This window comes from Sagittula salina, assembly GCF_017813235.1.
Lineage (GTDB): Bacteria > Pseudomonadota > Alphaproteobacteria > Rhodobacterales > Rhodobacteraceae > Sagittula > Sagittula salina.
This window is the reverse complement of sequence record NZ_JAGISH010000001.1, coordinates 555,964-570,448: the sequence shown is the minus strand read 5'-3', so window position 1 is coordinate 570,448 and position 14,485 is coordinate 555,964. Positions and strand designations below refer to the sequence as shown.

Here is a 14,485-nt window from a genome sequence, read left to right as displayed (position 1 = left end):
CATTTCCGCGCAATCGCCCACCGGACGGTTGGCACATTCAGAACAATACGATGCCCTCGGCCTTTGCCGGACGCGGTGGCAGCGCGGGCTTCTCCACCGGCACCGGTTCCGCCTCGCCGGTCACCAGAAGCTGCCTCACTCGGCCTGACGTGGGCCAGAAGCGGATGCGACGGGCTGAATTCCCGCCCGTGCTCTCGGCTACGCATGGAATCTCTTCGTCCGCGAGGAAGGCTTTCGCGAAGGCGGCGTTGGATGCGCCGATGTCGCGCAGGTTTCCCATCATGCTGGCACCGCCAAACATCTTTGCCTGTATGCGGCTGCGGTCTGCTCCCTGCTTCAACATGCCGTTGATCAGTAGTTCCATGGCGTACGCGCCGTAGCGCACGTTCTCACCTTCCGCGCCTTCGCGCGATGGCAGCAGGAAATGATTCATCCCCCCGATCCCCCGCGTGGCGTCGAAGAGGCACACCGCGATGCAGGAACCCAGTACGGTAGTGAGCACCGCAGAGGGATCCTCCGAGATCATGTAGTCGCCCTGTATGACGTTGATAAGGTGTTCATGCGGTGCATTCATCTCGGGATCTCCATGGTGCCCCGGACCGGGGTGGAAGCAGCCTGCAGCAACGCAGGACCAATCCGGTCAAGAGGCAGAACTTCCATCGCGGCTCCCAGCTCTGCCGCGGCGCGAGGCATTCCGTAGACGACGCAGCTCTCTTCGTCCTGGCTGAATGTCCGGGCGCCCGCGTCGCGCAGGGTCTTCAGGCCGTCGGCGCCGTCGCGGCCCATGCCCGTCAACAGGGCAGCGACGACGCGTCGGGCCACAGGTACACAGGACTGGAACAGCCGGTCGACCGAGGGAACATGGCCGGCGATGGCCTCCGTCCCCTGCAGGCCACATTCGCGTCCCTGACCGTCTAGCATGACGAGATGGCGCCGCGTGCCCGCGCCGACGGTGACAACGCCGGGACGCAACGGTTTTCCGTCCGTGGCCAGTTCGACTCGTGGCGGACACTGGCGGTCCAGAAGGGCCGCGAGGCTGGCGCCAAACCCCGATCCGGTATGCTGCACGACAAGAGTGGGCGCGCAATTGACCGGGAAGTGTCCTAGAATATTTAGCAAAGCATCGACGCCGCCAGTGCTGGCGCCAATCAGAATGATGGCGCCGCCGTAGGCAGGGCCCGTACCACCGGGCCGATGGGTCAATACGGTCTGATTGGCTTCGGGTCGGTGGTGTCGGAGCGTCACCTGTTCGCCGATTTGCAGGTCTGCCGCAGGCACGCGCTGGGAAGGAGGCCGAGAATGAGGCCGAAACGTCAGCGCGCGTAGTTGCCTCAGAAGCGTCTCCTCCGGTGCATCGGACGCGATGGTGAAAAGGTCGGCGCTACCCGGGGGGCGCGGTGATCGCGCGGGTATCCCGACGGCGCGTGTTGGATCGCGGCCGGCCGTGACCACCATCCAGCGCACGTCGAGGCTGGAAAACAGAGCGCGCATCACCTCGAATTCAGGCATCTCGGCCAGCGTGTCTGCGATTAATACGGCACGGGGAAGGCTGGCCTCCACCTCATTGTAGGTATTCATCAGGTCATGCGCACATGCGGTGACCCGAAAATCCGGCTGTTCGGTGATCAGCCGGGCCAGGCGTCGTGCCTGGTATGGGTTCGGGATGGCGATAACCACGCTTTTCATCAACTCCTCTCCCCCGCCCACGCGGTTCCCCTGCCGACAGCGGCCGGCCCATTCCGTTTCAGTGGTTCAGAACAGCTCAGCATGGCCGGACACCGGGCCGCTCTTTTCTTCGCCGCCGAGACGGATGGCCATATCGCGCAACGGAACGCAACGCAGCGCGGCGCCCGTATCCACCGTGCCGGTGGCATCGGTCTCCCGTGCCAGTTGGCTCAGGAAATCCGCGAGTGCGCCAAGCGACTGCCGCAGCATGTCCAGTTCCTGGAGCATGGTGATGGTCTGGCCGCCGAGTGCCTCGGAGGTGTGGACGAACACCATGTCGAGCCCGTATTCTAGGCGCTCGAGGTTGCCGTACAGCCCCTCCAGTTCCCCGGCGACCCGCTCGGCCGCAACGCTCAGGGGCAGTTGTGTCCCTGCTTCTGGCATCACAACCGTCCCACTACGCTTTCGATGCACTGCTTCATGGAATCTGATGTGAAGGGCTTCTTGATCATGTTGTTCAGACCCAGTCGCTTGGCTTCCGTCACGATCTCCGGCGTCGGACGCCCGGTGACAAGGATGAAACCGATCTTCTGGGTCGCTCCCTGGCTACGTACGGCCTTCAGAAGGCCGAGTCCGTCGAGACCCGGCATGTTGTAATCCGACAGAACCAGATGCACCGGGTTGGAGGAAAGCCGCTCCAACGCGCGCCGCCCATCGTTTTCGGTCACGTAATTCTTGATGCCGATGTCGTCCAATGCCTGGGTAATGAGCCCACGGCTTGTGGCCATATCGTCAACCACCATGACCCGCAGAGAATCTTTCAAGCTCATCTCAGTCTCCTGTTATGCAGTGGGCCGCCCGCCGGGCCCCGAATTTCGATAGCTGGTAATACCGACTCCGCTCAGGGAGTGCGTGGCTGGTCCTGTCACGCGTTCGGAATGCCCGATGAACAGAAAGCCATCCGGCACCAGCATTTCCCGAAAACGTTCCCAGAGGCGCTGCTGTGTTTCCTGATTGAAGTAGATTGCCACGTTCCGACAGAATATGGCATCGAAGGGCCCCTTGAATGGCCACGCGTCCATGAGGTTGAGCTCCGCAAAGGTGATCAGCTTGCGCGGCTCCTCCCCAATGCGGAAGTCCTGATCAGCGACCGGGACGACCTGCGCCTTGCGCATGGTGTCGGGAATGCCCGTGGCCTCTTCGAGAGGGTATTGCCCGTTGCGCGCCCGTTCCACGATCTTGGGATCAATGTCGGTGGCAAGTATCTTCACGTTATGCCGAGCCGCGTCCGGTATTTTTTCGAGTAGCGTCATGGCAATCGAGTAGGGCTCCTGCCCGGAGGAGCAGCCAGCGGACCAGATTCGGACCCGCTGTCCTGCCTTAACGTTCTGGATCATCCGCGGAATGGCTTCATCGCGAAGCATGTCAAAATGGTGCTTCTCCCTGAAGAAGCTGGTGACGTTGGTCGTCAGCGCCGAGATCAACTCCAGCCGTTCGGCGTTCTCTTCCTTCTGGTTAAGAAGCGTGAGGTAAGATTGGAAACTCCCGACTTGCCGCGCTTTCAGTCGCTTCGACAAGCGCGAATAGACCAGAGGCTTCTTGCTCTCGGCAAGATTGAGTCCGAACTCCGTTTGCGCGAGATCGGCGATCGCGCGAAAGTCCGCGTCGCTGAAGGGGATTTCACGCGCGCTGGTGCCAACGTCGCCGGTGGTCATAGGGCGAGCCCTTTGCCTGCTTCGAGGACCGCCTCGAGGTTTACAACCCGGACCATCGTGTCATCGACCGAGATCATGCCGAGAATGCTATGCCGTGTCGCCTCGGACTTTATGTCCGGGGTTTCCTGGATGGCGCTCTTCTCGACGGAGAGGATCTCAGACACCGACTCGACCAGTAAGCCGATGGTTGTCCCTTCAACTGCGGCAACGATCACGACGTTGCGTTCGTTTGCCGGCGTCTTTCCCAACCCGAATCGGGCGGAAAGATCAAAAATAGGGATTACGGCGCCGCGCAGGTTCATGACTCCCAGAACGTCGGGCGGCGTGTGGGGCAGGGCAGTCACCGGCGTCCAGCGTCGGATTTCCCTTATCTGCGTGATTTCCAGGCAGTAGTTCTGACCACCGGCGGAGAAGGTTATGAATTCGAACTGCGTATCTGCGCGAACTTCAGCGGGTTCAGACATTTCGAAGCTCCATTCTAGCTTGCTGAGCAAAGAGATCGGGCCCCGAAGAGTGGCCGAGCTTGATGATTTCTTCTGGGTCGAGGATCAGGGCGATCTTGCCGTCACCCAGAATGGTTGCGGCGGATACGCCCGGGATAGCGGCGTAGTTGCTTTCCAGGCTCTTGATCACCACCTGACGCTGGTCGTGGATCGCCGTCACGCGTAGGGCCGTCATGCCCTGCATTTCGGTACTGACCAGCAACAGGATACCCGTGCCGGACGCTTCCTTGGTTTCCGTAAGTCCGAGGCTGGACGCAACATCCACGATCGGAACATAGGCACCGCGTACACTGACAACCTCGCTGTCGGTCCCCACGAGATGGATATCGCGGGGGTTCGGGCGGATCGTCTCGAGGATGGAGGAGATCGGGATCACCATGGTCTGATCGGCGACGGAAATCACGAAACCGTCCAACACCGCCAGCGTCAGCGGTAGAATGATGCTGAAGGTCGTGCCCTTGCCCTGGGTTGAGGCAATCGAGACCCGCCCCCCCAACGCCTGAACCGCATTCTTCACCACATCCATGCCGACGCCACGTCCTGACAGGGCCGAAACTTGGCCTGCCGTGGAAAAACCCGGCAGGAACAACAGATTGTCGATCTCCGGGTCGGAGAGCTCCGCATCGGCGGCAACGAGGTTCTTTTCGATAGCCTTCTGCAGGATTCGGTCACGATTCAGACCTGCCCCGTCATCGGAGATTTCGATGAAGACGCTCCCCGAACGATGCGCGGCGCTCAACCGGATGGTCCCGGTCGGATCCTTGCCCGCCTCTTCGCGGACTTCCGGTTTCTCCAGTCCGTGGTCGACGGCGTTACGGATCATATGCGTCAACGGATCAGCGAGCCGTTCGATCACTGTTTTGTCGACTTCGGTCGAGTCACCCACTGTGACCAGCTTGGACTTCTTGCTGGTTGCGTCCGATGCTTCCCGCACGATGCGCGACATGCGCTGGAACAGCGGTTTCACGGGCTGTGCGCGAATTGCCATCACGCCTTCCTGGATGTCGCGCGCCAGAAGCTTGTATGCCTCCAACTCGTTTGTCAGATGCGCGACCGTCGGCAGATCCAGTTCTTCGATACGCTGCGAGATCATGGCCTGGTTGATGATCAACTCACCGACGGTGTTGATCAACCTGTCTACCCGGTCCAAATCCACCCGCAGCGTCGGCTTTGGGCCGCGCGATTCCTTGCTGGCTGCGCCACCGCCGCTCTGGGCGGCAGCGGGTTTTGCGGCGGCAGAAGGGGTGGGCTGCTCCGCTATGGCTTGCGGCGTTTCCTCCGGTTCCGGGGGGGATGCACTCGCGGGTCCCGGTAACTCAGCCTGTACCTGCGGCAGGGCCTCCGTCGCCGCTTCGTCCACGCTTACATCCAGCGAGCAGAGCCCTTCCACGAATTCAAATACCTCATGCAACGTGGTCTCCGTATCGCCGGTGACCAGCTTCAGCGTCCAGGAGATCACCGCGTCGTTCGGATCAAAATCGTCGAAGCTGGGCAAGTCGTTCACGTCCGCCTCGACCGTCAGGGCTCCCAGTTCTGCCAGAGCGTCGAAGATCAACAGCGGCTCGTGGCCGTTCTCGTAGAGCGAGCGGTCGGGCTTGAACTTGATGGTGAAGGCACGCTCGGAGGGCGTCGCTTCCTCGATCGGGACTTCAACAGCAGGGCCGTCGAAGTCCAGTGTCAGTGCGTCGAAGTTGAAGTCCTCTTGCGCCGTCTCGCCACCGAGGTAGCTTTCGAGCTCCTTGATCAGGCCACTTTCGGCCTCCTCGTTCAGATCGGACTCGTCGCGGGCGGCCGTCACCAGATCCGTCAACTGGTCGCCGGAGCGATGGAAAAGTGCCATCAGCTTCTCGTCGATCTGCAATTGCTTGTCGCGGACCTTGTCCATCACGGTTTCGAACGCGTGGGCAAAGCCCACGAGGCGATCCAAGGCGAAGGCACCTGCGCCGCCCTTGATCGAGTGGACGGACCGGAAGACCGCGTTGATGGTCTCCATATCCTCCGGGTTTTCCTCGAGAAGGGAAAGCCCCTCCACGAGCGATTCGAGAAGCTCTTCGCACTCCTCGAAGAAGGTGTCTCTGATTGAATTGCCGCCCATCAGCCTATATGTCCCGTCAGGCGCCGCAGAACGGAAACGAGCGACGCGTCATCGAATGGTTTCACGATCCAGCCCGTGGCACCGGCGTTACGCGCACGTGCCTTCAGGTCGTCGGAGCTTTCGGTGGTCAATACCAGAATCGGCACGTTGGTGCGGTTGGGCCCGCTGCGCAACGTATCGATCACGCCGAAGCCATCCATCTTCGGCATGTTGATATCGGTTATTACAACGTCGGGATCGACTTCCGGGAAAACATCCACCCCTTCCTGCCCGTCGCAGGCAGAGTGGAACTCGAACCCGGCGCCTTCCAGCGACACGCGCAGGAGGTTCCGGATTGTGCGGGAATCGTCGATCGCCAGGACCTTCGTCGTCATTGGGGCATCTCCCTGTCGAAATGGGCGGCCGGGAGGCCAAGCCGTTCGAGCCCCTCCCGGAAAGTGGGTGACATGTCCGTGACCTCGAAACTGACGTCGTCCATCACCCATTGCTTTTGCGCGACCAGCAGTAGTTGCAGCCGGTGCGAATCCAGCCGCGAAACATCGCGGGCTGAAACAGTGACGGGCGACTTGCGGGCGTTCAAAAGAAACGAGACCAACGGATCCTCGCCGGATCGGGCACGTGACGGACCTAGAGCGTGAAAATTGATGTCTGGCATCGCGAACTGCATCCCTCGTGGCACGGTGTACGCCCTCGGGCGACACGTCTGACGCCAAGGAGGAATACGCACGCTGTCTTAACAAACGGTTCCGAGCGTCTCGGAAACAGGGGGGCGTATGGTGACCCTTGTCAGGCGGCTCGTGGGGCTGCGTTGCGTCATCCCCTGGAGGGGTAATTTAATTGATATAATTCAGTCTCTTGGGGGTGTGAATGCAAGGTGCCCCAGACCGTGCCGGAGGCACCCCTGCGCGGAGATTGAAAACTGAAAATTGTCGGAATGGAAACGAGGCGACCCGTGCGCGAGGGCTTGGAAGCCGGACGGTGTCGCGTGCCTTGCCGGACAATACCTCCGAAAACGAGACGAGGCCCCGCATGGGGGCCTCGCGCATCACCGGATCGCCGGTGGGACCCGACGGATCAGGCGGCCTCCGACACGTCTCCGAAGCGGCCGTAGAAGCTTTGGTTCTTCTCCGCCATGTCCCGCAGCAGATCAGGGCAGTGGAACCGCGCACCGTGCGCGTCCTCCAGCTGATCGCAGCGATCCGCCGCATAGGGCGCGCCGAGCATGTCCAGCCACGACAGCGGCCCCCCCGACCACGGCGCGAAGCCCCAGCCGAGGATGGCGCCCACGTCGCCCTCGCGGATATCCATCAGCACGCCTTCTTCCAGCGCGCGCACGGCCTCCAGTGACTGCACGAAAAGCAGACGGTGCTGCACGTCGATCAGCGCGGGCTGTTCCTTTGCCTGCGGGTATTGCTCCGTCACCACCCCGGACAGACCCAGACGCTTGCCCTTCTCGTCATAGTCGTAGAAGCCCGCTTTGGCCTTGCGGCCCAGCCGGCCTTCGCCTTCCATCCAGAAGATCACTTCGTCGACCTCGCCATCCGGGTAGGCGTCGCCCATGGCGGCCTTTGTGGCCCGCGCGATCTTTGCGCCGAGATCGATCGACGTCTCGTCCACCAGTTGCAGCGGACCCAGAGGCATGCCGACCATCTTCGCGGCGTTCTCGATCAGGGCAGGGGCCACGCCTTCCTTTACCATCCGGATGCCTTCGTTGATGTAGGGGATGATGCAGCGATTTGCGTAGAAGAACCGCGCATCGTTCACAACGATGGGTGTCTTGCGGATCTGGCGCACGAAATCCAACGCCTTCGCCACCGCGCGGTCGCCAGTCTCGCCGCCCTTGATGATCTCCACCAGCATCATCTTCTCGACGGGCGAGAAGAAGTGGATACCGATGAACTGCTCGGCATTCTTCGACGCCTTCGCCAGTTCGGAGATCGGCAGTGTGGAGGTGTTGGTGGCAAAGATGCAGTCTTCTTTCGTGACCGCATCCACCGCCTTCGTCACCTCGGCCTTTACCTTCGGGTCCTCGAAGACCGCCTCGATGATGAGGTCGGCATCGCTCAGTGCGGCGTAATCGGTAGTCGCCGTGATGCGCGACAGCACTTCTTCCTTCTTCTCGGGCGTGGCTTTCTTCTTGGCGATGCCCTTGTCCATGAAGCTTTCGGTATAGGCCTTGCCGCGGTCTGCGGCCTCCTGCTTCTGGTCGATCAGCACCACCTCGATGCCAGCCTGCGCCGATACCAGCGCGATGCCCGCGCCCATCATGCCGGCACCCAGCACGCCGACCTTCTTTACGCGCTGATCCGGTACATCCGTCGGGCGCACAGCACCTTTTTCCAACGCTTCCTTGTTGATGAAGAGCGAGCGGATCATGTTCCCCGAGGAGGGGTTCATCAGTACGTTGGTGAACCAGCGCGCCTCGATCTTGAGCGCGGTGTCAAAGGGCACCAGCGCGCCTTCGTAGACTGCGCTCAGCAATGCCTTGGCCGCTGGGTAGACGCCCTTTGTCTTGCCGTTCACCATCGCCGACGCACCGACGAATGTCATGAAGCCCGCCGGGTGGTAGGGTGCGCCGCCGGGCATCTTGTAGCCCTTGGCGTCCCACGGTTTCAGGATGTCGGCGTCCTTGGCGTTCAGCACCCACTCCTTTGCCGCCGCCAGCGGATCCGCGACCACCTCGTCGATGATGCCTGCGGCCTTCGCCTTGGCAGGCGCCATCATCTTGCCTTCCAGCAGGAAGGGCGAGGCCGCCATGGCGCCCATCTTGCGCACCAGGCGCGTGGTGCCGCCCATGCCCGGGAAGATGCCGACCATGATTTCCGGCAGGCCGATCTTGGCCTTCGGGTTGTCGGCGCAGAAGATGCGATGCGTCGCCAGCGGGATCTCAAGGCCGATGCCGAGAGCAGTGCCGGGCAGGGCGGCGGCAATCGGTTTGCCACCCTTGTTGGTCTTGGCATCCATGCCTGCACGCTCGATCTTGCGCAGGATGCCATGCGCGCCCATCAGCCCTTCGAACAGGCCGCGTGCAGGATCATCGCCCGCGCTTTCCTTCATCCTGGCGATGACGTTCAGGTCCATCCCGCCGGCAAAGCTGTCCTTGCCGGAGGCGATCACGATCCCCTTCACCGCATCATCGGCCAGCGCGTCGTCGACCAGCCCTTCCAGTTGCGGCCAGGCCTCCATCGACATTACGTTCATTGACTTGCCCGGCACGTCCCAGGTGATCACCGCGACGCCGTCGGCGCCCTTTTCCATTGTGAAATCGGTCATCTCTCTCTCCTCTATGGCGCGGGCACATGGGGCCGCGCGCGTCAGTCCAATTCGAATTTCAGGTCCTGTCCGATGCCGGCATCGCCACGCGACCACTTGATATGGCCGAGTGAGCTGATGATGCGTGCGATGCGCCAGTCGCCTGCGTGGCGTTCCAGCCGGAAGGTCGTGATGAAAGGCTCTACGATCGCCTCGTTACCGCAGAAAAAGCAGACTTCCGCCTCTACGATGCAGGTCTCCGCATCCGGGGAGGTCACGCGCTGAACCTCGCGCGTGATACCGGTAATGCCCCGTTCCACGATGGCCTCGCGGTACAGGTCGAAGTCCTCATGGACCGCGGTTTCCGTGGTGAGCGTGTAGCCTTCGCCAGAGCGCGGGGTAACCCGCGCCGGCAGATGGAAGCACGCCCGGTAAAGTTCCGGACGCCCTTCCAGCAGAGACCGCGTCAGCTGAGCGCTGATCGGAGCGAATGCCTCTTCGCCGGGTCCGCTGCGCTGCGCCGCCGCGCCGAAGGGCGTACCGTCGCGATGCGTGAAGCACGACCCCTCCGCGGTGGTTTCCACCTTCATGTCGATGTCGGAATACCACACGCAATCCGTCTCCGTCCGGGTGCCGACGACGACAAAGGCCGCCTCCGCCCCGGAACGGTTCAGCAGGTGGTGCCCGTCCGACTGTCCCGCCGGGAAAGCGGCACAGTCGCCCACGGTCAGCTCGGTTTCGCCATCGTCCTCGACCAGTACCAGCGTGCCCTGCGTGACAATCAGGAATTCGTCCTGCTCCTCGTGCCAGTGGCGCTGCGAGGACATTGCCCCAGGGTCGAGCCGCACGAGGTTGGCGCCGAATTGCGTCAGCCCGCCCGCATCGCCAAGGCAGCGATAATGCCGCCCGGCCACCGCCGCGTCATGGGGCGCGGGATAGCTGGAGCCGCTGTGTTCCTGGAGGATGGCGATATCGACCTTCGGCATCGGGTTCAATCCTTGGCTGTCTGTGTCCTGCGGGACCGCGCGCGAGAGTGGCGCGGCCCGTCCGCACCCATCTTGGACGTGCAAACGGGGCGCGGGCAAGCTGCATGACCTGTCAACGAGGTGTCATGCCTGCAAACTCGCCGTTTCACGCGCGGTTGCCGCAGGGTCAGACCCGCTCGATGATCGTCGCGGCACCCATGCCCGATGCGATGCAGAGCGTGGCAAGGCCGGTGCCCTTGCCGGTACGCTCCAGCTCGTCCAGCAGGGTGCCGATGATGATCGCACCTGTGGCACCCAGCGGATGCCCCATGGCGATGGAGCCGCCGTTGACGTTCACCCTGTCGTTCGAGACATCAAAGGCCTGCATGAAACGCAGCACAACCGAGGCAAATGCCTCGTTAACCTCGAAGAGGTCGATGTCGGAGATCGACATGCCGGCATCCTTCAGGATCTTCTCTGTCGCCGGGACGGGGCCGGTCAGCATGATGGTCGGATCGGTCCCGATCTTGCAGGTGGCCCGGATGCGGGCGCGGGGCTTCAGCCCGTACTGCTCACCGAACGCCTTGTTGCCGATCAGGACCGCAGCCGAGCCGTCCACGATACCCGAGGAGTTGCCCGCGTGGTGGATGTGGTTGATCCGCTCCAGGTGCGGGTACTTCATCAGCGCGATGGCGTCGAAGCCGGGCATCATCTCACCCATCTCCTTGAAGGAGGGCTTGAGCGCGCCCAAGGACTGCATGTCGGTGCCCGGGCGCATGTACTCGTCGCGGTCAAGGATCGGCAGGCCGTTGACGTCGCGCACGGTGATGACCGATTTGGCAAAGCGGTTGTCCGCCCAGGCCTCCGCCGCGCGCCGCTGGCTCTCGACAGCCAGCGCGTCGGCGTCATCGCGAGTAAAGCCGTATTCGGTGGCTATGATGTCGGCCGAAATGCCCTGCGGGACGAAATACTTCTCCATGGCCACGCTCGGATCGACGGCGATCGCCGCTCCGTCCGAACCCATGGCCACGCGGCCCATCATCTCCACGCCACCGGCAATGTAGGCTTGGCCTGCGCCGCCTTTCACCTGGTTGGCGGCCAGGTTCACCGCCTCCATGCCGGAGGCGCAGAAGCGGTTGATGGCCAAACCGGGGATCGATTCATCGAGGTCCGACGCCAGCACCGCCGAACGCGCGAGGCAGCCGCCCTGTTCGCCCACCTGGGTCACGTTCCCCCAGATCACGTCCTCGACGGCGTGCCCGTCGAGCCCGTTGCGCTCCTTCACCGCGTTCAGAACCTGCGCGGAGAGCCGCAGCGAGGTCACCTCGTGCAGGCTGCCGTCCTTGCGGCCCTTGCCGCGGGGCGTGCGCAGGGCGTCATAGATATAGGCTTCGGTCATCTTGTTGTGTCCTTCTTGCGTCGGAATGTCGTGTCAGGCCCTGTCCGCGGGGGAGCCGGGCATCAGGTCGTAGGGAGCCTTCCAGCCGGGCAGCCCCTGGATGTTTCTCAGCCAGCGGTCGATATTCGGCCACTGGCTGCGGTCGAACCCGAATTCCTCCGGGTAGAAGAGGTAGCCGCAGCAGGTCAGGTCGGCGTTTGTGGGGGCGTCGCCCACGATCCAGTCGCGCCCGTCGAGATGCTTGTCGAGTACGCCATAGGCCGCCTTCAGCCGCCCCTGGTTGAAGGCGATCACCTCGGCAGGCCGCTTTTCCTCGGGCAGGAAGTTCATCAGGAACCGCGTCATCCCCGCCATGGAGGAGAACTTGTGATTGTCCCACAGCACCCAGCGCAGCACTTCACGCTTCTCTTCCGGCGTGTCGCCGCCGAAGTGGCCGTAAGTATCCGTCAGGTATTGCTGGATCACGCCCGACTGGCTGAGCCGAACCTCGCTATCCACCAGCACTGGGCATTCGCCCATCTCGTTGACCTCGGCGCGGTACTCCGGGCTGCGTGTTTCGCCGTTGAAGAAGTCGACCTTCACCGCCTCCCAGTCCAGCCCGGCCAGTTCCAGCGCCAGAGCTGCCTTGTAGGAATGCCCCGATTCACCGAAGCAGTAGAGTTTCATCGCCATCGCGCCGTCCTCCCGTCGCGTTTGTTTCTCGTTCGGGACCGGGGGTTTCACACCCCCGGACCCCCGTGGAGGTATTTGGAAAGCAAAGAAGCACAGGCGCGCTTCTCTCGTAACGGGGTATTAAGGTTAATCCCGCTATCGTGCCGTCACGGTACAGGCTGGAGAGCCGATGACCGTAAGCGGAGAAGCCCTGCGCCTAGCCAGAGGCGCAGGCATGGGAGGTCGAATGCTGCCCCGGTTAGGGGCCCGAAACCCGACCTTCCTGCTTCTCTGCTTTCATAAATACTCACTTCCTCCCTCGTCACGCGCGCTGCCGTCAGAGGGCGCGCGCGATCAATTCCTTCATGATCTCGTTGGTGCCACCGTAGATGCGTTGCACTCTTGCGTCGGTCCACATCTCCGCCACCGCATATTCCTGCATGAAGCCGTAGCCGCCGTGCAGCTGGACGCAGTCGTCAAGCACTTCGCCCTGCGTGTCGGATAGCCAGTACTTCGCCATTGCGGCCTTTTCGACGCTCAGTTCGCTCTTAAGGTGCTCCGTCATGCAAGCGTCGAGGAACGCGCGCGCCACGGTAGTCTTGGTTTGGCATTCCGCCAGCTTGAAGCGGGTGTTCTGGAACTGGGTCAGCGGGCCGCCGAAGGCTTCTCGTTCCTTGCAGTAGGCAATGGTGCGTGCCATCGCGCCCTCCATTGCGCCCACCGCGCCGCAGCCGATGATCAGACGCTCCTGCGGGAGCTGCTTCATCATTTGGTAGAATCCCTGACCTTCCTTGCCACCCAGCAAGTTCTCGGGTGGCAGTTCGACGGCATCGAAGAACAGCTCGGAGGTATCCGCCGCGTGGCAGCCGATCTTTTCCAGGTTGCGGCCGCGGGTAAAGCCTTCGGCGGTTTCGGTCTCGACTACCATGAGTGAAGTGCCTTTGGACCCCTGCGCCGGGTCGGTCTTGGCCGCCACCACGATCAGGTTGGCGTGCTGGCCGTTGGTGATGAAGGTTTTCTGCCCCGAAAGCCGGTAGCCGTTGCCTTCGCGGACCGCGCGGGTCTTCAGCCGCTGGACGTCCGACCCGCCTGAGGGCTCGGTCATCGCCAGCGCGCCGATCAGTTCGCCGGTGACCATCTTCGGTAGCCAGCGCCGTTTCTGCTCTTCGGTGCCGTAGGACAGAATGTAATGCGCCACGATACCGGAGTGGATGCCGTGACCCCAGCTGGCGAGGTTGGCGCGCGAGGCCTCCATCAGGATGACGGCTTCGTGGCCGAAATCGCCGCCTGCGCCGCCATATTCCTCGGGGATGGAGGGGCAGAGCAGGCCGAGTTCGCCAGCCTGCTGCCAGGTCTCCGGGTCCATCTGCCCCTGCTTGCGCCACTTGTCATAGAGCGGCTGCCACTCGGCCTCGATGAACTTCCGCGTCATCTCCGCCAGCATGGCGTGTTCTTCGGTCATCCAACTCATTGCGGGGCCTTCAACGCCGTCACGGGTCCGGCCATGTCGGGGAAGACCTGTGACAGAAGGGCACCGTGCATCGGGCTTTCGATCCGCACGAAATACCACGTTTCGTCCTCGACGAGAGCCAGCATCGGGGTTGTCGTCTCGGGGACGCCCAGCGCCGGAAAGGCGCTTTGCGCGGTGGTGACGGCAAAGGCGCGGCCGCCATCGGCGTGCTGCACCGCGACGCCGTCGAGTGGCACGTCAAAGCGCGCATCGTCGAAGGTGACCGTATCGGCGATGGACTGGATCTGCTTGCCCATCATGGCGCGCAGGCCCTCGGGATCGGTCCCGGCCTGCGCCGCTACCGCCACCAGGAGCGAGGGCGGCATGTAGTCCAGCGCCGCGGTGAACTGGCCTTCGGCCATCAAAGCCTCATAGGCGTCGGCGCGAACGGTCAGCGCCTCCAGCGTGCCGTCCTGCGCCAGCGCGGGGCCGGTGATGGGCAGCGCCAGAAGGGCCGGGATCAGGGTTCGGGAAATCATCGCTTGCGCTCCTCCAGCTCTGCGTTGAACAGCCTGAGCCGGTGGCCGAGGGCATCGGCGTCGGTCACACTGTCAAAATGTTCGAACAGGAAGGACAGGGCCTCGCCTTCGTCCAGCCCGGCCTCCTGGGCGAACCGTTTCAGGCCACGGTAGCCATCCTCGGTCATCGCCACAGGAAAACGTCGCGTCAGACGGAAACGTTTCGGCATCTGCTCCTCCGTAAGTGGGGTGGGGTTTGCCCCACCTTCCCC

The 14,485-nt window shown here is 62.7% G+C and carries 16 protein-coding genes; all 16 read right to left on the bottom strand.

The genetic code is table 11. The features are described 5' to 3' along the window. Positions 1 to 37 precede the first annotated feature (37 nt). The 16 genes from J5474_RS02665 to J5474_RS02590 all read right to left on the bottom strand — a co-directional run bounded on the left by J5474_RS02665 (position 38) and on the right by J5474_RS02590 (position 14,443). The gene (locus J5474_RS02665; RefSeq protein WP_209359043.1) at positions 38 to 574 is read right to left on the bottom strand and encodes a chemotaxis protein CheD; all 537 of its coding nucleotides are present in this window, start codon (positions 572 to 574) and stop codon (positions 38 to 40) included. Continuing rightward, a complete protein-coding gene (locus tag J5474_RS02660) occupies positions 571 to 1,686 on the bottom strand; it encodes a CheB methylesterase domain-containing protein (protein WP_209359041.1) in 1,116 nt (371 codons plus the stop codon). Before J5474_RS02660 ends, J5474_RS02665 begins: the two co-directional genes overlap by 4 nt. 66 nt (positions 1,687 to 1,752) lie before the next feature. Further along, positions 1,753 to 2,109 (bottom strand): chemotaxis protein, encoded by a 357-nt coding sequence (locus J5474_RS02655; protein WP_209359039.1) that lies wholly within the window; start codon positions 2,107 to 2,109, stop codon positions 1,753 to 1,755. Then, positions 2,109 to 2,495, bottom strand: a complete 387-nt coding sequence (locus J5474_RS02650; protein WP_209359038.1) for a response regulator — start codon at positions 2,493 to 2,495, stop codon at positions 2,109 to 2,111. Before J5474_RS02650 ends, J5474_RS02655 begins: the two co-directional genes overlap by 1 nt. Positions 2,496 to 2,507: 12 nt before the next feature. After that, positions 2,508 to 3,380 (bottom strand): CheR family methyltransferase, encoded by an 873-nt coding sequence (locus J5474_RS02645; protein ID WP_209359036.1) that lies wholly within the window; start codon positions 3,378 to 3,380, stop codon positions 2,508 to 2,510. Next, positions 3,377 to 3,844 carry a chemotaxis protein CheW gene (locus J5474_RS02640; RefSeq protein ID WP_209359034.1) on the bottom strand — a complete coding sequence of 156 codons (468 nt, stop codon included), beginning with the start codon at positions 3,842 to 3,844 and terminating at the stop codon, positions 3,377 to 3,379. Before J5474_RS02640 ends, J5474_RS02645 begins: the two co-directional genes overlap by 4 nt. Further along, the gene (locus tag J5474_RS02635) at positions 3,837 to 5,978 is read right to left on the bottom strand and encodes a chemotaxis protein CheA (RefSeq protein WP_209359032.1); all 2,142 of its coding nucleotides are present in this window, start codon (positions 5,976 to 5,978) and stop codon (positions 3,837 to 3,839) included. Before J5474_RS02635 ends, J5474_RS02640 begins: the two co-directional genes overlap by 8 nt. Beyond that, entirely contained in the window at positions 5,978 to 6,352 is a 375-nt protein-coding gene (locus J5474_RS02630; RefSeq protein WP_209359030.1) for a response regulator, read from the bottom strand. Before J5474_RS02630 ends, J5474_RS02635 begins: the two co-directional genes overlap by 1 nt. Then, positions 6,349 to 6,645: an STAS domain-containing protein gene (locus tag J5474_RS02625; protein ID WP_245216193.1), complete on the bottom strand. Its 297-nt coding sequence runs from the start codon at positions 6,643 to 6,645 to the stop codon at positions 6,349 to 6,351. Before J5474_RS02625 ends, J5474_RS02630 begins: the two co-directional genes overlap by 4 nt. 407 nt (positions 6,646 to 7,052) lie before the next feature. Continuing rightward, positions 7,053 to 9,251 (bottom strand): 3-hydroxyacyl-CoA dehydrogenase NAD-binding domain-containing protein, encoded by a 2,199-nt coding sequence (locus J5474_RS02620; RefSeq protein WP_209359027.1) that lies wholly within the window; start codon positions 9,249 to 9,251, stop codon positions 7,053 to 7,055. Positions 9,252 to 9,292: 41 nt separating this feature from the next. Next, positions 9,293 to 10,216, bottom strand: a complete 924-nt coding sequence (locus J5474_RS23090) for a cupin domain-containing protein (RefSeq protein ID WP_209359024.1) — start codon at positions 10,214 to 10,216, stop codon at positions 9,293 to 9,295. Positions 10,217 to 10,382: 166 nt separating this feature from the next. Continuing rightward, positions 10,383 to 11,594: an acetyl-CoA C-acetyltransferase gene (locus J5474_RS02610; protein WP_209359022.1), complete on the bottom strand. Its 1,212-nt coding sequence runs from the start codon at positions 11,592 to 11,594 to the stop codon at positions 10,383 to 10,385. 33 nt (positions 11,595 to 11,627) lie between these two features. Next, on the bottom strand, positions 11,628 to 12,266 hold the full coding sequence (locus tag J5474_RS02605; protein ID WP_209359020.1) for a glutathione S-transferase family protein: 639 nt from the start codon (positions 12,264 to 12,266) through the stop codon (positions 11,628 to 11,630). A 316-nt stretch (positions 12,267 to 12,582) separates the two neighbouring features. Further along, positions 12,583 to 13,716: an acyl-CoA dehydrogenase family protein gene (locus tag J5474_RS02600; RefSeq protein WP_209359017.1), complete on the bottom strand. Its 1,134-nt coding sequence runs from the start codon at positions 13,714 to 13,716 to the stop codon at positions 12,583 to 12,585. Then, positions 13,713 to 14,234, bottom strand: coding sequence for a hypothetical protein (locus J5474_RS02595; protein ID WP_209359015.1), 522 nt, complete (start codon positions 14,232 to 14,234; stop codon positions 13,713 to 13,715). The genes J5474_RS02600 and J5474_RS02595 overlap by 4 nt, the downstream gene beginning before the upstream one ends. Continuing rightward, entirely contained in the window at positions 14,231 to 14,443 is a 213-nt protein-coding gene (locus J5474_RS02590) for a hypothetical protein (protein WP_209359013.1), read from the bottom strand. Before J5474_RS02590 ends, J5474_RS02595 begins: the two co-directional genes overlap by 4 nt. Positions 14,444 to 14,485 lie beyond the last annotated feature (42 nt).